Annotated in this window: 14 protein-coding genes; all 14 read left to right on the top strand. The window is 42.0% G+C overall.

Features of this window, described 5'->3' with window-relative positions; genetic code table 11:
* Nucleotides 1–197 precede the first annotated feature (197 nt).
* The 14 genes from CI959_RS11290 to CI959_RS11355 all read left to right on the top strand — a co-directional run bounded on the left by CI959_RS11290 (nt 198) and on the right by CI959_RS11355 (nt 21,954).
* Nucleotides 198–842, top strand: coding sequence for an HD domain-containing protein (locus tag CI959_RS11290; RefSeq protein ID WP_008779959.1), 645 nt, complete (start codon nt 198–200; stop codon nt 840–842).
* A 9-nt stretch (nt 843–851) separates the two neighbouring features.
* On the top strand, nt 852–1,445 hold the full coding sequence (locus tag CI959_RS11295; RefSeq protein ID WP_005854082.1) for an RNA polymerase sigma factor: 594 nt from the start codon (nt 852–854) through the stop codon (nt 1,443–1,445).
* A 35-nt stretch (nt 1,446–1,480) separates the two neighbouring features.
* A complete protein-coding gene (locus CI959_RS11300; protein ID WP_005854084.1) occupies nt 1,481–2,470 on the top strand; it encodes a FecR family protein in 990 nt (329 codons plus the stop codon).
* A gap of 213 nt (nt 2,471–2,683) precedes the next feature.
* Nucleotides 2,684–6,061 carry a TonB-dependent receptor gene (locus tag CI959_RS11305; protein ID WP_005854086.1) on the top strand — a complete coding sequence of 1,126 codons (3,378 nt, stop codon included), beginning with the start codon at nt 2,684–2,686 and terminating at the stop codon, nt 6,059–6,061.
* Between the two features lie 4 nt (nt 6,062–6,065).
* A complete protein-coding gene (locus tag CI959_RS11310; RefSeq protein ID WP_057317385.1) occupies nt 6,066–7,625 on the top strand; it encodes a RagB/SusD family nutrient uptake outer membrane protein in 1,560 nt (519 codons plus the stop codon).
* Nucleotides 7,626–7,648: 23 nt separating this feature from the next.
* Nucleotides 7,649–9,055, top strand: a complete 1,407-nt coding sequence (locus CI959_RS11315; RefSeq protein ID WP_008779963.1) for a sulfatase — start codon at nt 7,649–7,651, stop codon at nt 9,053–9,055.
* A gap of 12 nt (nt 9,056–9,067) precedes the next feature.
* Complete coding sequence (locus CI959_RS11320) at nt 9,068–10,447, top strand: sulfatase (protein ID WP_009017994.1); 1,380 nt, start codon at nt 9,068–9,070, stop codon at nt 10,445–10,447.
* A gap of 24 nt (nt 10,448–10,471) precedes the next feature.
* A complete protein-coding gene (locus tag CI959_RS11325; protein ID WP_057317386.1) occupies nt 10,472–11,830 on the top strand; it encodes a sulfatase in 1,359 nt (452 codons plus the stop codon).
* Nucleotides 11,831–11,979: 149 nt separating this feature from the next.
* Nucleotides 11,980–12,573: an RNA polymerase sigma factor gene (locus tag CI959_RS11330; protein ID WP_049762389.1), complete on the top strand. Its 594-nt coding sequence runs from the start codon at nt 11,980–11,982 to the stop codon at nt 12,571–12,573.
* A 478-nt stretch (nt 12,574–13,051) separates the two neighbouring features.
* Nucleotides 13,052–14,131, top strand: coding sequence for a FecR family protein (locus tag CI959_RS11335; protein WP_005854096.1), 1,080 nt, complete (start codon nt 13,052–13,054; stop codon nt 14,129–14,131).
* 150 nt (nt 14,132–14,281) lie between these two features.
* On the top strand, nt 14,282–17,668 hold the full coding sequence (locus CI959_RS11340; protein WP_011966815.1) for a TonB-dependent receptor: 3,387 nt from the start codon (nt 14,282–14,284) through the stop codon (nt 17,666–17,668).
* A gap of 4 nt (nt 17,669–17,672) precedes the next feature.
* Nucleotides 17,673–19,232 carry a RagB/SusD family nutrient uptake outer membrane protein gene (locus CI959_RS11345; RefSeq protein WP_036629955.1) on the top strand — a complete coding sequence of 520 codons (1,560 nt, stop codon included), beginning with the start codon at nt 17,673–17,675 and terminating at the stop codon, nt 19,230–19,232.
* A gap of 38 nt (nt 19,233–19,270) precedes the next feature.
* Nucleotides 19,271–20,722: a sulfatase-like hydrolase/transferase gene (locus CI959_RS11350; RefSeq protein ID WP_057317387.1), complete on the top strand. Its 1,452-nt coding sequence runs from the start codon at nt 19,271–19,273 to the stop codon at nt 20,720–20,722.
* A gap of 188 nt (nt 20,723–20,910) precedes the next feature.
* Nucleotides 20,911–21,954 (top strand): SPOR domain-containing protein, encoded by a 1,044-nt coding sequence (locus CI959_RS11355; protein ID WP_011966813.1) that lies wholly within the window; start codon nt 20,911–20,913, stop codon nt 21,952–21,954.
* Nucleotides 21,955–21,960 lie beyond the last annotated feature (6 nt).

A 21,960-nucleotide genomic window follows, 5' to 3' on the forward strand; every position in this document is an offset into this window, starting at 1 on the left:
ATTATATCCATAATAAAGAAAGGAAACGGTATGTTTCACTTGCACGTGTGGGAGTCCGTGGCAAATAATTTGATATATAGTGATTTAATTCGATTATTTATATATCTTCGCATTGTAGAAACCGTCGTTTCGGAAACAGCGGTTTCGGAACTGTGTATTATTGCCATGCGTAAAGATTAATCTTTAGTATCGAAAGAATGGAAAAACAATCATTTATCGCTCTAGTAAAGCGTTATTATCCTTGGATCTGCAGTATGGAGAAGGCTGCTTTTCGTATACATGATGATGTGAATCAGAAATATGATCATGTGTTGCCTTATGGATTTCATCTGAAAATGACGGTATCGTATGTCTCTCGCTACGGATATCTGGTAGCTGAGACCGAGGCGGATATACTGATATTGTATGCCTCTGCTTTTCTGCATGATACGATAGAAGATGCACGGATGACCTATAATGATGTCGTGAAATTTCTGAAAGAGTTCAAGGGGGGAGGCTTTGTCTTGCCGGAAGGCGTGAGACAGCACTTGGAAGACCAAGTTCCGGAAATCGTATACGCCTTAACGAATGAAAAAGGACGAAACCGGGGAGAACGGGCGAATGACCTGTATTATCAAGGAATACGGCAGACTAAATTCGCTTCTTTTATAAAAATATGTGATCGGCTGGCGAATATCCAATATACGATGATGTTTGTTTTTGCGAACCGGATGTTGGATGTTTATCGTAGAGAGTATCCGGAATTTATCCGATCGATCAGTGAAGGTGCGGTTACACAGGTGCCGGATGCCATGAAGGAGGAAGCGGAACGTCTGTTAAATAGCGAATCGTATATTATATAGTCTCCTCGAATGTCTTTTTTTCAGAAATCCATACGGAGCGATGAAGATCTGCTCACCTCATTGAGGCAGGGGAGCGAGGATGCGTTTACTGTTATTTATGAGCGGTATCATAAATTATTGTATGTGTTGGCCTATAAATATTTGAAAAGTACATATTCTTCGGAAGATGCCGTACAGCAAGTTTTTCTGAAATTGTGGGAGGCACGTTCCCTACTGATGGTGAACGTGAATTTAAGGAACTATCTCTATACAATGCTAAAGAATCACGTATTAAATGAGATCCGGAATAATAATAGCGCCGTAGAGAAAAATTATGAGATCGTACAATCAGCGCCGGAATATGAGGATGAACTGCTTATAAAGATAGAGGAACAAGATATGATGTCTCATTTTTACCAAGCGATCGATCACTTGCCGGAGCAGAAACGCCAAGTCTGTCTGTATAAGCTGAAAGGGAATCTTTCTAATCAAGAAATCGCCGATAAGATGAATATCTCGGTCCCCACGGTAAAAACACATTATGCGCAAGCGATAAAAATACTGCGGGCACATTTCGAGAGACTATTTTTATTTCTTTTATATTTGTGGAACTCATCCTATTGATGGCTTTGCGTGTCAATTGATAAAAGAAAATGAATATGAAAATACCCGATCTATCGATCATAGAGAAAACGCTAAATAATGAGGCTACTTCCGAGGAGTCTTGTGAGGTTGTTCGTTGGTTTAAGACCCCGGAAGGACAGGCATGGCTTGCTGAGCGTATCGATCAGGATGAGAAAACGATTCATATGGGGGAGGAAGAGGCATGGATCGACCATCCGATACCCTCAGCCGTAATGTATCAGAATATTATGCGGCAACTCCGCCGACAAAAAATACGCCGTTTTATAGCGTATGCGGCTGCGGTCTTTATACCGATCGCTTTAATTATAGGACTTTTCATACGCATAAACTCACAAGTGGATTTGTTGGCGGATGATGGCTATGACGAGGTGTACGTACCTAATGGGGAACGCATGCAAGTGCTTTTTCAAGATGGGAGTAAGGTCCATTTGAATTCGGGAAGCCGTATTCGTTATCCGAAAAAATTCGGTCTCTCCGAACGTAAGGTTTATTTGGAAGGAGAGGCTTGGTTCGAGGTCGCCAAGAACAAGAATCGGCCTTTTATCGTGGATCTTTCTTATATGGATATAAAAGTGTTGGGTACTACCTTTGATGTGAAAGCCTATCCGGAGGAAGAAGCTATATTCGTCGCTTTAGAGACAGGATCTATCGAGTTGAAATCAAGATCCTTCAAATCTTATCAATTACGCCCGGGAGAAAAAGCGGTTTATAACAAGGCTTCCGGACGTTGTGAGGTACTCCGTTCCCACGATGTCAAGATGTATTCGGCATGGAGACGTAATGTGCTCGTATTTAAGAGCGCCCCTTTATCGGACGTAATGAAAACATTGGCTCGAACTTATGATATATCCTTTGACGTGAAGGATTCTGCCGCTTTGCGATATACGTATACGATAACGACCGATAGCGTCAATTTGACCACGGTATTAAAAGAATTGGAAAAAATCACGCCTGTACTATTCGAGGAAAAAGGGGGCAAGATAGAAGTCCGGATGAAAAAATAAAAAAATTAGCTATAACGACTCATCCTTTTAGATTTGTCGTGTGTCTATTTGATAGGAGAGCAGGAAACAGAGTGTTAACCTTAAAATAGATATGCGTATGGATTCCTCATAAATAGATAACATAAGAACAGCCGAAAAGCTCCTACCCTTTTCGGCTGCCGATCGTATTAAAAATAAATTTCTAATACCAACTATTAAAATCAATACAAATATATGAAAGAAAAGCAAGAAAGCCCTCGGCGTAGGTGCCTTTTAATATTAATTGAGAAAATACCGAATGCCATGAAGTTAACCTTTCTATTTTTAGTCATATCCTTGCTGAGTTTCACGGCTACCGCCTCGGCTCAGCGGGTTTCTATTGTGCTGGACAATGCGAAAGTGGAGAAAGTTTTAGCTACCATCACCCACCAAACCGGGTTGAGTGTTGCGTATAGCAAACAAATCGTAGATTTGAATCGGAGAGTGAGCGTTAATTTTACGAATGCAGAATTGACAAATGTATTGGATAAAATAACGGAGGGCACGTCATTAAGTTATGAAGTTAAAAATGGAAAGATCTACTTATTTGAAAAACCTATAGCGAATGCGGTCACCCAGCAAGCCAAAAAAATAACGGGTGTTGTTGTCGATTCAAAAGGGGAACCTATCATTGGAGCGAATGTTGTGGAGAAAGGTACTCAAAATGGTACGATAACAGACTTTGATGGTAAATTTATTTTGGAGGTATCGGATAACGCGACACTTCAATTTTCTTATATCGGCTTTATGCCAACAACTGTCGCTATTGCGGGACAGACTTCATTGAATGTACGTTTAAAGGAGGATACACAGGCTTTGGAAGAGGTTGTGGTTGTTGGTTATGGAACCCAGAAGAAGGTGAATTTGACAGGTTCTGTTTCTTCAGTCAAATTTGATGAGGAATTGGCGAACCGTCCGATCACTGATGCTTCTCAAGCACTTTCCGGAAAGGTTTCCGGCGTGTGGATCAGCCAGAATTCGGGTAAGCCGGGAGATGATGGAGCGCAATTGAGAATTCGTGGCTGGGGTACATTGAATAATTCGGACCCGTTGGTGATTATTGACGGAGTAGAAGGGGTATTCAGCCAAGTAAATCCGAGTGACATCGAAAGTATCACAGTCTTGAAGGATGCGGCTAGTGCGGCTATTTACGGATCAAAGGCCGCTAACGGTGTCGTTTTGGTTACGACGAAGATGGGAAAGAATAATGAGAAAACCCAAGTAGAGTTGAACTCTTACGTCGGAATGCAGCAGATCGGACGTCATTTTGATTTAGTGACGAATAGCGCCGAGCATATGACTATGGCGAATCAAGCTTTGGTGAATGGGGGAGAGAACCCTCTTTTCTCGGAAACATTGATCTCTAATTTCGCTAATGGAACAGATACTTATAAATACCCGAATACGGATTGGTATGACTCTCTTTATCGGAATGCTTTAATAACAGGGCATAATTTATCCATTCGCGGTGGATCGGAGAAACTATCTTCCTTCTTGTCTTTGAACTATTTGAGTCAGGAAGGTATTTTGATGAACTCTAAGGCGGAGCGGTTCGGTATCCGGGCAAATGTGGAGTATAAAGTGAATTCATGGTTGAGAGTTGGCGCTCGTTTGAATTATACTCGTAGGAATTCCCAAGAGCCTTTTGATTTGTTCCGTGTATTCGAACAGCAACAAGGTGCGGCTCCTTTCATCGCTCCATATACCCGGGATGGCCGTTTCGGTTCGGTAGAAGCGATTAAGGATGATGGTACTTTATTGTATACGACTTATCAGCCGGTTATAGACGCTTCGAACGGGGCGACTAAAACATCCAAGGATTATATGGCTGTAAATGCTTTCGCTACCGTAGATTTTACGAAAGACTTGAACTTACAAGTAACATGGGCCTCTAATGGCAATTGGAAAATGGTTGATAAATATAATGAGACCCTTTATGGATATACGGATTCTGGCATAGAGACGATACCGAAAAATTACAATCGTGATGGTATTGTGTTGAGTAGAGAGCAAGTATCGACTATGCGTAATAATTTCCAAGCGACATTAAACTATAGCAAGCGATTTGCGGATAAGCATTATGTTGCCGCTATCCTTGGTACCCAATTGGAGAATTACAGTATAAAGAACGTATTTGCCCGAAGAACCAACCCACCCAAAGAAGGATTAACCCAAGTGGATGCGGGAACGGAAGGTATCAAGGGAGAGGGAAATTTTGAAGGTCTACGCATGGCATCTTATTTTGGTCGATTGAATTATGCCTTTGCGGATAAATATTTATTTGAGATGAATCTCCGTGCCGATGCCTCCTCTCGTTTTAAACGGGGAAATCGCTGGGGTGTTTTTCCGGGCTTCTCTGCAGGATGGCGTTTGAGTGAAGAGGCGTTTATTAAGAACCTGAATCTGTTTTCTAATTTGAAACTACGTGCGTCGTGGGGACAATTAGGCAATCAAACCATTGAAGGATATTGGCCTTATTTAACAGTGATCTCCCAAAATTATGACTTGAGTTATAATTATGGAGGCTCATTGGCTCCGGGTGCTGCCGTAACCGCTTTGGTGGATGAGGATATTACTTGGGAAACTACCTCTTCCTTGGATATTGGCGTGGATTTGGGCTTCTTAGGTAATAAGTTGAATATAGAAGCTGATTACTTCAATAAAAAAACAACCGATATTATCGTTCAATTGCCAATACCAAACGTATTAGGGGATAAGACCGCACCGTTTGAGAATGTGGGCGAGATGAAAAATAATGGTTTTGAGTTAGTCGTGAATTATGATAATCTTGAGACGAGCAGAGATCGCCTTGGATTTAACGTAGGACTAAACTTTACGTATATCGATAATAAAGTAACGAAATTTCAAGGTGGAAACTCTCCGGACCAGCTTTATTTGATTCGTGAGGGATATCCGTATAAGGCTTTGTATGGCTATAAAGCGGTTGGCATCTATCAATCGGACGAAGAAGCCGCTCAACATATGCATAGCAATGGGCTTAAGCCGGAAATGGGAAATCTGAAATACGAGGATGTTAATAATGATGGAAAATTAGACTATCAAGATAAACAAGTACTTGGTAATACGATTCCTAAAATTACGTATGGACTTACTGCCGGCTTACGCTATAAAGGGTTTGACTTAAATATCTTATTCCAAGGTTTGGGACAGGCGAATGCGTTTACGAAGAGCGGCATGACCCGTATGCAATACGAATGGCTGACTATTTCTGATAAATGGCGGGATGCGTGGAGCCCAGAGAATCCGGACTCAAATATACCGATGCTTCGGTTTGACTCTTCATGGGACACGTATGACTCCTCATTTTGGGTACATCGTATCGATTTCTTGAAATTGAAGAACTTACAATTAGGTTATGCGTTCCCTGAATGGATTACCTCAAAGCTAAAAATGCAACGGTTGTATGTATATGCGAATGCCCAGAACCTGTTTACGATTATGTGGAAAAAAGGGTATGAAGGATATGATCCGGAAAGAAATACGTTTGATTCGGGTACCAATTATTACCCGACTCCGAGAATATTTACATTTGGTATAAATCTTAATTTCTAAAAGTATGAAACAGTTATTAGCATATTGCTTATCAATTATACTATGTGTCTCTTTCACGGGATGTATGGAGAATTATTTGGATTTGTATCCTGAGGATAAGATTACTTCGGCGAGTTTCCCGGAAAATGAATCGGATATCAAACTCCTTTTAAATGGTGTCTATGCTCAATTGAGGGAAAAAGAGGTTTATAATCAAGGCTTGTTTGGCTTTGGCATAACGGATGGAGCTACCCCTAACGCATTTAACTGGGGAACGGATGAGGTTTTTAATAAGTTGGGTGCCGGGCGATTGAGCTCTAGTGACGGAGGAGTCGTAACGTATCGTTGGAAAAGATGTTATGAGATAATCTCCCGGGCAAACTATTTGTTGGCCTGTATGGATTTAGTGGATTTATCGGAAGAAGCGAAAGCCAAATATTCAGGTGAGACTCATTTTCTACGGGGACTGGCTTATTCTGTGCTAGCGGAAACCTATGGTGGGGTACCTATTATATTGACGAACATTTCCACGGAAGAAGCTCGTAGCTTGAAGCGGGCGAGCTTGGAGGAGACTTGGCAACAAGCGCTGGATGATTATGAGGTTGCGATCACCAATCTGGGAGTGGATGCTCCTGAGCCGGGGCGTGCTACCAAGGGGGCGGCTTTAGGTATGAAAATGCGAGCCTACTTATACCAAGGTAAATACAAGGAGGTTCTGTCTTGTGTCGAGCAAATTGATGCGTTGAAGAAATATGGTCTATTCCATAGTTATGAGGGTTTGTTTGATCCGGCTAATGAGAACAATAAGGAAGTATTGTTTGATATCCAATATATTGAAGGCGAGAATTCGCAAGGTTCCTATATTGACCAGTATTGCGGAACGGGTACCGGAAGTTGGACCCGTGGAAGCCGTTATGTCCCTACGGATGATTTGGTAGCGGCTTATGAGACGATCGACGGCTCTCCTGTAGATCCCGAGAATCCTTATGAGAACCGGGATCCTCGTTTAGGTTTCACGGCTGTACTTCCGGGTTCTTATTTCTTGGGCTATCGTTTCCCTAATTACCTGTATCCGGGAGGTGCGTTTAATCATGCCGGTAATCGGTTGAAACATTTAAGTACCCGTAAATATCGGATTCAGGATGAGTCAAAGCTTCCTCCTTCCGGGCAGTCTTATATCAATGATATCATACTGAGATATGCGGATGTCTTATTGTCAAAAGCGGAGGCGATTATAGAGACGAATGGAAGTGTAGCGGATGCGATCGCTATCCTCAACCGGATCCGTACGGAAAGGGATGACGTTAAGATCTCTTTGCTGCCGACATCTATGAGTCGTGAGGAGGCTCGTGAGAAAGTGAGACATGAGAGACGGATTGAGTTAGCATTAGAAGGACGTTATTGGTCAGATGTAAAACGTTGGAAAATCGGTAAGGAACTTTACCCTATGATTATTAAGGATCATGAGGGTAGCGTGATCGAGAGGAAGTTCCCAAATGGCTATTTGGAATATTACGATTTATTACCGATTCCTGATAGCGAGCGTTCTTTGAATCCGAATTTGGATCAGAATCCGGGTTGGTAATGTGCAACTAAAAGAAAAATGAAATGAAACTTATATCTAACATAATATCGGTATTAGCCTTTTCAGGAGCGGCCGTGGCTACTCAAGCGGCGGAAAGGCCAAATGTGATCATCGTATTTATCGATGATTTCGGATATGGGGATTTAGGTTGTTACGGGAGTACGAAGCATCGTACTCCCCATATCGACCAGATGGCTAAAGAGGGAATACGACTGACCGATTTTTATGTGGGTTCGAGCGTGAGCACACCTTCCAGATCGGCTTTATTGACAGGGTGTTATCCAAGGCGAGTCTCCATGCATGTAAATGCGGACCCTACACCTTTGATGTCCAAAGGGAGGCAAGTGCTATTTCCAGCTTCGCATAAAGGCTTGAATCCCGGTGAGATAACGATCGCCGAGTTGATGAAGGAGCAGGGATATGCGACGGCTTGTATCGGGAAATGGCATCTAGGGGATCAATTGCCATTTCTTCCTACCCGGCAGGGTTTCGACTACTATTATGGTATTCCTTATAGTAACGATATGGATCGTCCGTATTGTCCGTTACCCTTGATGGAACAGGAGGAGGTAATAGTGGCTCCTGTCGGTCATGATTCCTTGACGATTCGTTATACCAATAAGACTGTGGAGTTTATAAAGTCTCATAAGGAATCTCCGTTCTTTATTTACTTGTGCCATAATATGACTCATAATCCGTTAGCGGCTTCTCCCGCTTTCAAGGGAAAGTCTCAGAACGGACTCTATGGAGATGCGACCGAGGAATTGGATTGGTCGATGGGAGTCTTGCTTGAGACTTTAAAGGAGGAAGGATTGGATCAAAATACCTTGATTATCTTTACTTCCGATAATGGTGCGGATGAACACTTCGGTGGTACGAACCGTCCGTTGAGAGGCCAAAAGGGTACGACGTATGAAGGTGGGTTCAGGGTGCCTTGTATAATGAGATGGCCCGCTAAAATACCGGCGGGACAGGAGACTGATAATCTGGTGACTTCGATGGATTTCTTACCGACATTGGCGCATTATTGCGGTTATGCGGTTCCTTCCGACCGGGTGATAGATGGGCATAATGTGTCTGGAATCTTGGAGGGAGAATCGATGGCATCGCCCACGGAGACTTTCTATTATTACCAGAAACAACAATTACAAGCGGTACGTTGGGGAAACTGGAAGTATCATTTACCTTTGAAGGAACGTATCAAAGGCCCTCACTTCCCGGATACGGAAGTCGGTGAAGCTCGTTTATATAATTTGGCGAATGATTTGTCGGAAACAACCAATGTCATCGATAAACATCCCGAAGTAGTAACGAAGATGAATCAATGGATCGAACAGGTTCGTAGTGATATGGGAGATTGGGGATATGAAGGCCGGAACCAGCGTCCTGCCGGTATCATAGATGAACCTTTTCCCCGTTTACTTAAATAAAAAGATACGTATATGAAAACACTGAAATCATTGTCTGTTTTAACAGCGGCGGTATTATCGAACAGCTTGAGCTTGAACGCTGCCTCGGATGCGGCCAATAAGCCTAATTTTGTAATCATATTCTGTGACGATATGGGATATGGGGATTTGAGTTGCTATGGGAATCCCACGATCCGCACACCGAATATAGACCGTATGGCTTGTGAAGGAATGAAGCTGACCCAGTTTTATGTGGGGGCCGGAGTTTCTACGCCAAGTCGGGCCGCGTTAATGACCGGACGTTTGCCGGTTCGAAATGGATTATATGGAGATCGGGTAGCCGTACTTTTCCCTAACTCAAAGGCTGGGTTAGGACAAGATGAGGTCACGATCGCCAAGGTTTTACAACAAAGCGGGTATGCGACCGGCTGTGTAGGCAAATGGCATTTAGGAGCGTTCTCTCCCTATTTACCGACGGATCATGGTTTTGATACCTATTTCGGCATACCTTATTCCAATGATATGAGCCCCGTTCAGAATAAAGGCGCGCATGCCCGGAATTTTCCACCGACTCCATTGATATTGGATGGTAAGGAAATCGAATCGGAACCGGATCAGGGAGAATTAACCCGTCGCTATACGGAGAAAGCGGTATCGTTCATCAAGGATCATTCAAAGGAACCTTTCTTCCTTTATTTCGCTCATACCTTCCCGCATATCCCATTGTACACGAATGCCCGTTTCGAGGGAACGAGCAAACGAGGCCTGTACGGAGATGTGGTTGAGGAAATAGACTGGAGCGTTGGGGAGGTGTTGAAGGCTCTGCGTGAAAATGGCTTGGACGAGAATACGTTTGTTATTTTTACCAGCGATAACGGCCCTTGGCTGACGGAGCATGAGAATGGTGGTTCCGCAGGTCCGTTGAAGGATGGCAAGGGTACTTGGTGGGAAGGTGGCTTCCGGGTTCCGGCCATTTGTTGGATGCCGGGAAAAATCAATCCGGCGATCAACGATGAGATTATGACCTCGATGGATTTATATCCGACTTTCCTCTCGATGGCGGGTATCGAGCAACCGAAAGATCTTGTATTGGATGGCGTGAATCAAACCGGATTATTGTTTGAGGAAAAGCATTCCGCCCGTGATGAGGTTTATTATTGGTGGGGAAGCGAGTTGATGGCGATCCGTAAAGGGGAGTGGAAGTATTATTTTAAGACGATCAAGGACCAATATCTGCGAACCTGTAAGATCGAGACTCCGGCAGAACCCTTGTTGTATAACGTGGAGACAGATATCTCGGAGAGGTTCAATCAGGCGGAGAAGCATCCGGAGATCGTGAAATTACTGATCGAGGCCGGTGAGAAACATAAGAAAGGAATGAAGATCAAACCTTCCGTATGTGATATGATGTAATGGGAAATTAAAAACAACAGATAGATGAATAAATATATACTGACAGCGGCTTGCGGATTGGCTTTTTCCGCAGCTTCCGCACAAACAAAGGCTTTGCCGGATAGCCCGAATATCCTGCTGATTTTGGTGGATGATTTGGGATATGGTGATTTGTCCTGTCAAGGAGCCGCCAAGGACATTCAAACTCCACATATCGATAAATTATTAAATGAAGGAGTTCGTTTCACGAATTTCCATGCGAACTGTCCGGTCTCCTCTCCTAGTAGAGCTTCCTTATTAACCGGTCGTTATCCGGATATGGTAGGCGTACCGGGAGTTATTCGTACGCATAAAGAGGATAGCTGGGGGTATCTGTCGGAGGATGCCGTATTATTACCCCAGATGTTGAAGAAAAGAGGCTATCATAATGCGATGGTTGGAAAATGGAATTTAGGATTGGAGTCTCCGAATACCCCTACGGAAAGGGGCTTCGATTTCTACCGGGGATTTTTAGGGGATATGATGGATGATTATTATACCCATCGTCGTTTCGGAAATAATTATATGCGTGAGAATTTGAAAGAGATCGATCCACAAGGACATGCTACAGAGGTTTTCTCTGATTGGGCGATCCGTTACCTGTCGGATATGAAGCAAAAGCAAGAGCCTTGCTTCTTGTATCTAGCTTATAATGCCCCACATACCCCGATACAACCTCCTCAGGAATGGCTGGAAAAGGTGAAAAAGCGTGAACCGTCACTTCCTGAGAAGCGTGCTAAGATTGTCGCCTTGATTGAGCATTTGGATTATAACGTCGGACGTGTGTATGAGGCCTTGGAACAGAATGGCCAGTTGGAGAATACGATCATTATATTTACCTCTGATAATGGAGGGCAGGACGATGCGGGTGCGAATAACGGCCCGTTCAGAGGCGCGAAGCAGGATATGTATGAGGGAGGGATCCGGGTAGCCGGAGGTATTTATTGGAAGAACCAGATCCGTCCGGCGGTACGTGATAATTTCGTCATGCTTTCGGATATGTTCCCGACCTTATGCGATCTGACAGCCGTGCCTGTATCGCATGAGATCGACGGTATCAGTATCTTGCCTCTTTTACGGGGTGAGGAACAAGATACCGGAGATCGAATGGTGCATTGGGTGCGAAGGGAAGGTAATTCCCGATATGGTGGTAAAGCCTATTACGCATCTCGCTATAAAGATTATAAGATCTTACAAAACACACCTTGGGAACCTATCCAATTCTTCAATCTGAAAGAAGACCCTAAAGAGCAAAACCCGATCGCAGAGCGTTCTTCCGCTGCCTATAAAAACTTGTTCAATGGCTTGATGGAGCATATCCGCCAGACGGGTATGATCCCTTGGCAAAGTAAGCGATATAAGTAACCTTTTCGTATTATTTCAATGAACACGTGTATAATGTATTTTGCGTTATACACGTGTTTTTCTATAAAATCTCTTCTAGCTAATCTGAAAATCGAATGTTTTGTGTATGTTTGCGTCAAATCTGCGGGAGTTATTTCTACATGATCTATATGAAAATATCCGATGAGGGGCTTTGGGAACTGTGTCTGAAGGGAGATATGAGAGCTTTCCGTGAGCTGTATTGCCGATTTTACGCCTTATTGCGCAATTATGGTATCAAGCTACTTCCTGACAAGAGCTTGGTGGAAGATTGCGTACAGGATATTTTTATCAAATTGATTCAAAACCACGAGACTTTATCTCCAACTGTAAATGTCAAAGGTTACTTACTCAAGACTTTAAGGCATAAGTTGTATGATACGATCGAGAAAAACAGGAAGATGGAGGACATCTCTCTTTATGAGGATACTTTCCAAACAGATGAATTATTTTCTCGTATCTCACTGGATACGACGGAAGCGGACGAACGGGTTAAACTCTTAATGAAGGCTTTGACAAAACTTTCCCCCCACCAGAGAGAGATTATTTATCTTTATTATGTAAATGGATTGGGACACGATGAGATTGCGGAGATCTTAGGTATAAATTATCAATCGAGTAAAAATTTATTATCCAGAACGCTTAGTAAGTTAAGAAGGTGGTTTTCCCTGGACGCTTTAATAATGGGGGGCATCCATTATGTTTTATTCCCTATGCTTACATAAGCGATTGGTTTTTAAAATATCTACCATATCTACAACTATGTCTTATATGCCCTATAAATAAGTATATTACATGGTGGTTGTAGATATAAAAACATCTACAATTATCACTCTTGACCTACCATGTTTTAAGGAGAATGGCAAGAAAGCAATTTATCACTTAGGCTTGTGAGTAGGGAATGGAGTCTTTAAGAGTTGTTTCCCTTAGGGAAAACAAAAGTTTCGTACTGAAGAAACTTTTGTTTTACTATAGGTAAACTAAGGTTTAGTGTACGGAAAACTTTTGTTTGATACTAAGAAAAAACTGTAAATGTCATATTATTAGTTATTTATGTATATTGGAGGGATACCGGGTGTCGATATATAGCGAGTGTGGAAGATCGTGCTTTTCAAAACACAAGAATATGAAAAATTGTGTTTTTTTCCGCAAAAGTGAGTACCAAAATCAAATTGATCCGTAATAAGAATAAAAATGTAACCTGTGAATAAGAAACGAGACATATTTGAAAAAGATTTATTCCGGCAAGCTGGAGAGGATTTATGGCGTAAAGTCCGAGAAGTGGAACAATTGGATTCCAAGTTCGCTTTATCCTCATGGCAGAAGGTCGAGGAACGTTTGAAAGCTCCCCGTAAAACCTTTGTTTTACGCATACGCTATCTAGCTTCTTCTGTGGCGGCGGCGGTCGTGTTACTCCTTGCCATAGGATGTTATTTCTGGATGGTGGGGGATGATAAATCCTCCTTGCCATTGGCTTTGTTGGAAGAAAAGAGCATAGACTCTTTGCCGGACGATGAGATTGTGCTGGTGGAAAATGGAAGCTGGGTACAGCTTAAAAATGGGGCTACAATTACGCATGATAATATAGGTAAACCAAGTGTAAAAGACTCTCAGATAAAGAAGAAAGTATTAGCTACTAAGACTGGAAATTTGAATCAAATCATAGTACCGAAGGGCAAGCGGGCAAATATTATATTTTCAGATGGTACCCAGATATATGTAAATGCCGATACCCGTGTGATTTATCCGGCCGTGTTTGCTAAAGATAAACGAGAGATCTTAGTTACGGGAGAAGCCTATTTGGATGTTACCCCAGATTCTTCCCGCCCTTTTATCGTAAAGACAAATGCGTTTAATGTAAAGGTACTCGGTACCCAATTTAATGTTTGCGTCTATGGAGATGAGCCGAAGGCTTCCGTTGTATTAGTCGAAGGCCGGGTGGAGGTAGAGAATGATAAGCATGTTAAAGAGGTGCTAGCTCCTAACCAGATGATAGAGTTGGGAAATAAAGGGGTATCTATTAAGGAAGTGGATGTGTTTGAGTATATCTGTTGGAAAGATAATCTGATGCAAGTGAACGATCGTAAGGTTGGGGATGTCTTAAATAAATTAGCCCGATACTATGGGCGTACGATTGTGTTTGATAAAGAGATCGCGGAAATACCTCTTTCCGGTAAACTTGATTTGCGAGGAAGTTTGGAAGATGTTGTTGAGATTATTTGTCAATCTCTATTCTTGCGACAAGAGACGGATAAAGAGAATAATATAATCATATTAAAATAGATTGCCTATGTAAAAGAACTATTTGGTGAAAAGACTTTGTGTTAAAAAGAAAAATTGACAAAAAGAACCGGAAGATACCGTCATATCCACCGGTTCAAAGACTTCGTTTAATCAATTAATTATGTATTAAAGAAAAAACATTACAAATGTATGAAAAAAAAAGATGATTTCTGTAGAGAATCGAATCATTTTCTCAAAAGTGTTTGTTTAGCCTTATGCTTGATCAGTTCTGGAGGCTCTGCGGTGTACGCCGCTACCTTGCAGACGGAACAAACCACGTTGACAGTCCGTATGAATAATTGTACCATAAAGGATGTATTTGACCACATTGAGAAAAATAGTGAGTTTGTTTTTGTTTATCATGGCGCTAATATCGACTTGCATCGCAGGGTAAATTTTGACGTACGGGATAAGTCCGTTGAGGTTATATTGGAAAGGTTATTTAAAGGAACGGATGTTGAATATATTATCAACAACCGACAAATTATCGTACGAAGGAACGAGAAAAAAGAAAACTCGTCCCTTTCTATTCAGCAAGCTAAAAAAATCACGGTCACTGGTATTGTGAAAGATACTCATGGGGAACCTCTCATTGGTGTAAATGTACTGGTGAAGGGGAGTAGAACGGGTACGATTACGGATATGGACGGACATTTTTTATTAAATGAGGTAAGTCCGAATGCGATGGTCTCTATTTCTTATATAGGGTATAAGACAGAAGAAATAGCCTTGAATAATCGTTCTAGCCTAACGATTACACTGACAGAGGATAGTGAACAACTGGATGAGGTTGTCGTTGTTGGCTATGGTACTCAGAAGAAAGTGAATTTGACAGGATCTGTTTCTTCCGTGAAGTTTGATGAGGAATTGGCAAACCGGCCTATAACGGATGCCTCACAAGCCCTTTCTGGTAAAGTGTCGGGTGTATGGATCAGTCAAAATTCGGGAAAGCCGGGGGATGATGGCGCTCAGTTAAGAATCCGGGGTTGGGGTACGCTGAATAACTCGGATCCGTTGGTAATTATTGATGGAGTAGAAGGCGTTTTTAGTCAGATCAATCCAAGCGATATTGAGAGTATCACCGTGTTGAAGGATGCGGCTAGCGCAGCTATCTATGGATCGAAAGCAGCGAATGGAGTCGTTTTGGTAACGACGAAGATGGGTAAAAATAATGAGAAGACGCATGTGGAATTGAACTCATATGTAGGTGTACAACAGTTGGGGCGGAGATTTGATCTGGTGACAAATAGTGCGGAGTTAATGACCATGGCAAACCAAGCCTTGGCTAATGGTGGCGAGAGTCCTTTATATCCCGAGTCCTTGATCTCTGATTTCAAGAATGGCACGGATCCTTATAAATACCCGAATACGGATTGGTACGAACACGTTTATCGGAATGCTCTAATTACAGGCCATAATTTATCAATTCGAGGTGGTTCGGAAAAATTATCTTCTTTTTTGTCCTTAAATTATTTGAAGCAAGAGGGTATTATTACGAATACAGATGCGGAGAGATTCGGTATGCGGGCTAATCTGGAATATAAGGTTAATTCGTGGTTGAAAGTTGGCGCTCGTTTAAATTATATACGCCGGAATTCTCAAGAACCGTTTGATTTATCGCGTGTATTCTTTATACAATCGGGAGCAGCCCCTTTTATCGCTCCTTATACGAGAGATGGACGTTTTGGTTCGGTTGAGGCGATTGCGCAGGATGGAACTTTATTGTATGATAACAGGAACCCGTTAATTGATGCTTCCAATGGCGCTACCAAGACGACTTTGGATTATATGTCGTTAAATGCGTTCGCTACTGTTGACTTTACGAAGGACTTGAATTTGCAAGTCACTTGGGCCTCTAATGGCAATTGGAAAATGGTCGATAAATATAATGAGACCCTTTATGGATACACGGATTCCGGTATAGAGACAATGACCATAAATTATAACCGGGATGGCTTGGAGATGAGTAGAGAGCAAATATCTACTATGCGTAATAACTTTCATGCGACCTTGAACTATAGCAAGAAGTTTGTGGAAAAACATTCGGTCGCGGGAATCTTGGGTGCTCAATTAGAAAATTATAATATTAAGAACGTATATGCACGTAGGACGGATCCCGCTAAAGACGGATTAACCCAAGTGGATGCGGGAACGAATGGCATTCAGGGCAAGGGTAATATGCAAGGATTACGTATGGCTTCTTACTTCGGTCGTCTAAATTATGCTTTCGCTGATAAATATTTATTCGAGATGAATCTTCGTGCGGATGCCTCCTCCCGTTTCAAACGAGGTAATCGATGGGGTGTTTTTCCCGGTTTCTCAGCTGGTTGGCGGTTGAGTGAGGAAAGCTTCATTAAGAATGTGAATATTTTTTCTAACATGAAATTGCGAGCTTCTTGGGGACAATTGGGTAACCAGACGATCGAGGGGTATTGGCCTTATTTAACTGTTATCAATCAGAATTATAATTTAAGTTATAATTATGGAGGTTCCTTGGCTCCGGGTGCGGCTGTAACAGCCTTGGTTGATGAGGATATTACTTGGGAAACAACTTCTTCTCTAGATATTGGTCTGGATCTGGGCTTCTTAAATAATAAATTAAGCATTGAAGCGGACTATTTCAATAAAAAGACTACCGATATTATTGTTCAATTACCAATCTCCAATATCTTAGGTGATAAGACAGCGCCTTTCGAGAATGTTGGGGAGATGAAAAATAACGGTTTTGAATTGGTTGCGAATTATGATAATTTGGAAGCCAGTAGGGATCGATTGGGATTTAATGTAGGATTTAATTTTACTTACATAAATAATGAAGTAACAAAGTTCCAAGGTGGTAATTCTCCGGATCAACTGTATTTGATCCGTGAGGGATATCCTTACAAAGCGTTGTATGGTTATAAAGCGATTGGCATTTACCAATCGGATGAAGAAGCGGTAGAGCATATGCATAATAATGGCTATAAGCCTGCCATGGGTAATTTGAAGTATGAGGATGTAAATAATGATGGAAAATTGGACTATCAAGATAAGCAAGTATTAGGAAATACGATTCCGAAGATCACTTATGGTATTTCTGCAGGGCTGCGTTATAAGGGATTTGATCTGAGCCTCTTGTTTCAGGGTTTAGGAAAGGCGAATGTCTTTACTCAAAATGAAATGACTCGCTTAGGATATGAGTATATGCGAATCGCGGGCTTTTGGAGAGACGCATGGACACCGGAGAATTCAGGTTCTAGTATCCCTATGCTTCGATATGACTCTACTTGGGATCGATACGACTCCTCATTTTGGGTACATCGGATTGACTTCTTGAAATTGAAGAACTTACAATTGGGTTATGCATTTCCGGAAAGGATTACGTCAAAGTTGAAAATGCAACGGCTTTATGTATACGCTAATGCTCAGAATTTATTTACGGTTATGTGGAAAAAAGGCTATGAGGGATACGATCCGGAAAGAAATACGTTTGATGCGGGAGGTTCTCCGTATCCGACACCGAGAATATTCACATTTGGTTTAAATCTTAATTTCTAAAGCTATGAAACGTTTAATAATATATTGTTTGTCGTTTTTGTTATTGATCTCTTTTGGTGGTTGTATGGAGAATTATCTGGATTTGTATCCGGAGGATAAAATCACGGCCGCTAACTTTCCGGAAAAAGAATCGGATATTAAGTTACTGTTAGATGGAACGTATGCTTGTCTAAGGGAGACCGCTGTCATAGATCAAGGTTTGTTTGGGTTTGGAATGACAGATTGTGCGACTCCCAATGCATATAATTGGGGAACTGTCGAGGTTTTCAATAAATTGGGAGCCGGACGTTTGAGCTCTAGTGATGGCGGTGTCGTTACTTTTCGTTGGAAAAGATGTTATGAAATGATCTCTAGGGCTAATTATTTATTGGCTTGTTTAGAAAAAATAGAATTAGCGGGGGAGGCGAAAAAGTTGTATGTTGGCGAGGCTCATTTCTTGAGGGGATTGGCTTATTCGGTACTTGCGGAAACTTATGGGGGTGTTCCTGTCGTACTTTCAGAAATCTCAACATCGGAGGCTCGTAACCTAAAGCGTTCCAGTCGAGAAGATACATGGCAACAGGCGTTGGATGATTATGATGTCGCCATCGCTAATTTAGGTGCGGATGCTCCGGAGAAAGGACGTGCTACGAAAGGCGCTGCCTTGGGTATGAAAATGCGTGCGTATTTATATCAAGGTAAGTATAAGGCGGTTTTGGAATGTGTAGATCAGATTGATGCTCTGAAGAAATATGGCTTGTTTCATAGTTATGCGACATTGTTCGATCCGGCTAATGAAGGAAATAAGGAGGTTCTATTTGATATCCAATATATAGAGGGTGAAAATTCACAGGGTACTTTTCTGGATCAATACTGCGGAACGGGAACCGGTAGTTGGACACGTGGTAGTCGCTATGTTCCTACAGATGATTTGGTGGCGGCTTATGAGACCGTGGATGGGAGCCCTATTGATCCGGAAAATCCTTATGAGAACCGTGATCCTCGTTTAGCGTTCACGGTTGTGCTTCCGGGCTCTTATATTTTAGGACATCGTTTCCCTAGTTATTTGTATCCGGGGGGAGCTTTTAATCATGCGGGTAATCGATTGAAACATTTGAGTACTCGTAAGTACCGGATTCAGAACGAGGCGGATTTACCTCCCGCCGGCCAGTCTTATATCAACGATATTATCTTGCGATATGCGGATGTGCTATTGTCGAAAGCGGAAGCGATTATTGAATCTGGTGGAAATGTTTCGGAGGCGATCGTTATATTAAACCGGATCCGTACGGAACGAGATGACGTGAAAATTTCCCCATTGCCTTTGTCCTTATCTCGGGATGAGGCCCGTGAGAAACTAAGGCATGAAAGAAGAATAGAATTGGCGTTGGAAGGTCGTTATTGGTCGGATGTGAAGCGTTGGAAAATAGGAAAGGAGCTTTATCCGATGATTATAAAGGATCATGAAGGAAGCGTGATTGAGACAAAATTCCCGAACGGCTATTTGGAATACTATGATTTATTACCTATTCCTGATAGTGAGCGCTCTTTGAATCCAAATTTAGAGCAAAATCCGGGTTGGTGATTTAGAGAATATATTTATTAGAATTTAGATTATATAAAATGAATTATAAAGAGATCTTTGTTGCGGTTAATAGTGCCGCATTGATGTTGTCAACCGTAAGTTGTGGCGCAAAAGAGGAAGCTGTTCCTAAGCCGAATATCATAATTTTATTAGCGGATGATTTGGGATATAATGATGTCTCTTGTTATCGAAATGAGAATTTTCCGCAGCAGTCGGATAGCTTTCCTACTTCCCAAACTCCGAATTTGGACTTATTGGCCCGGCAAGGTATTCGCTTTACGAATTTTTATTGTGGTGCGGCTGTTAGCTCTCCATCTCGTGCGGCTCTAATGACCGGTCGGAATTGTACTCGTACAGGGGTTTATAATTATCTGGAGCAAAACTCACCGATGCATTTGAGAGATAGTGAGGTTACTATAGCAGAAGTACTGAAACAAGCAGATTATGCGACGGGGCATTTTGGAAAGTGGCATTTAAGTTCGGGACGTCCGGATCAACCTTATCCCAATGATCAAGGTTTTGATTATAGTTTTTATGCCTTGAATAATTCAGTCCCGTCTCATCATAATCCCACGAGCTTTTTCCGGAATGGAGAACCGCAAGGTGAGATCGAAGGTTATTCCTGTGATATTGTGGTAACGGAAGCACTCCAATGGCTAGACAAGAATAAACAGGAACCTTTCTTCTTAAATGTTTGGTTCAATGAGCCTCATTTTCCAATGGCGGCCCCGGAGGAGTTGAAGAAAAGGCATGCTATTAATCCTGAGTATTATGGGTGTATCGAAAATATGGATATAGCGATTGGTAAATTAATGAATTATCTAAAAGAACAGAATCTGGAAGATAATACGATTGTCATATTTGCTTCTGATAATGGTTCTCAGTGGGATTATTCTAATTTGCCATTTCGGGGAGAGAAACATTTTAATTATGAGGGAGGATTGCGAGTTCCATGTATTGTTAGATGGAATAAACATGTACCAACCGGTGTGATTAGTGAGTTTAACGGTTGTTTCACGGATATATTACCAACGTTAGCGTCTTTAGCGGATGCTCCGGTTCCTACAGATCGTGTTATTGATGGTATGGATATTTCTCCGGTGTTTTTGGGGAAAGCTGAAACGTTGGAAAGAGAAAACCCTTTGTTCTTTTTCCGGTATATTCATGATCCTATTTGTATGATACGTGAAGGCGACTGGTGTCTACTGGGATACGATGAGCCTCTACCATGGGCTTTTAGTTTGGATGAATTAGCGCTTGGTAAAGTGAAGCCTTGGTATTTGACAAAAGAACATATGGAGTTCGCCAAGAAGGTGTTTCCAAAATATTTTGAGTTATATAATTTGAGAGATGATCGTGAGGAACGAATAGATGTGGCAGATAAACATCCTGAAATTGTAGCGAGACTGAAATCAAAGATGTTGAAACTTAAGCAGGAAGTTGTAGCTGAAGGTGGAGATTGGTTTGCGGAAGACGTGGATGAAAGATGACAAAGTTGCTTGCGTGTCAAATGATATGAGAAAATAAGTCCTAATAACTTGTTTAAAATTCATAGTTATGATTTTCTTGAGACATAGTTATGTTTTGAGTATTTCATAACTATGTTTTTCCGGGTCATTTCAAAGGAAAAAAGTGCTCTTTTTTTGTTATTTCTATAAAGATATTTACCTTTGTCTCTATGTTAAGGATAATAACACATATTGAACGCTTATTGCTGACGCATGATTGTGTGATCTTGCCGAAGTTTGGTGGTTTCGTGCTGCAAATCTTGCCGGCGACGTATGAGGAAGAGGAACATTCGTTTCGGCCGATGCGTAAAGAGGTTATGTTCAATGTAACGCTACAGCATACAGACGGCTTGCTTTCCGAGTCGTATATGCAGACGTATGGCGTTGATTACCGGAAAGCTCAATTGATGCTGGAAGAGGATATCGAGGCTTTGAATGTTTCTTTGGAACAAGACAAGCGGATAACATTGGGGCGAATCGGGACTTTCTCTATAGGAGAGGAAGGGCAGACCATTTTTACGCCGGGCGATTCTGGGGTATTTAATGCGGATTCGTATGGTTTATCATCGTTTCATTTTCCGGTTTTGCGATCGTTGGAGGAAGAGCGGGAAGAGGTTGCCTTACTTACGGGTAAGAAAAAGAAAGATGTGTTCTATATCCCGGTTAGTCGTAAGTTGATCCGGGTTGTTGCGGCGTCAGCTGCTGCTGTCGCATTATTCTTTGTGGTTTCGACTCCGGTGAAAGAAGTAAACCTGTCCGCTTATACAGCTAGTTTTGTTCCTACGGAGATGATAAATTATAGGTTTGAGGAACCGATTTCTCAGCTGGAGGAAATTCAAGTATCCCAAGAGGACGAGATGGTAGCGGAGGTAACTCCCAAAATAGAAGCGACTAAGGAGACAGAGATTGCCAAAGCGGCTTCTGCTCCTGAGGTAAAGAAAGAGCTTGTTGCTCCCGCTCCGAAAGTGAAATCCGTGGCACCAAAGAAGATGTATCATATCGTGATAGCGAGTTTCCCGACAGAGGAGCAGGCGAATGAGTATATATCCGGTGTAGACCGTGCGCAATGTAAAAATGTAAGCAAGGTGGTTCGTGATGGTAAATATCGTATTTATGCGGATAAGTTTAATAACCGGGCGGATGCCGAGAGCTACATGGCGACACTTCGAAAAATAGAAAAGTATAAAGATGCTTGGCTGTTCATTAGCCGTTAATAAAAA

Source organism: Parabacteroides sp. AT13 (assembly GCF_002272965.1).
In the GTDB taxonomy this organism is placed as follows: domain Bacteria; phylum Bacteroidota; class Bacteroidia; order Bacteroidales; family Tannerellaceae; genus Parabacteroides; species Parabacteroides distasonis.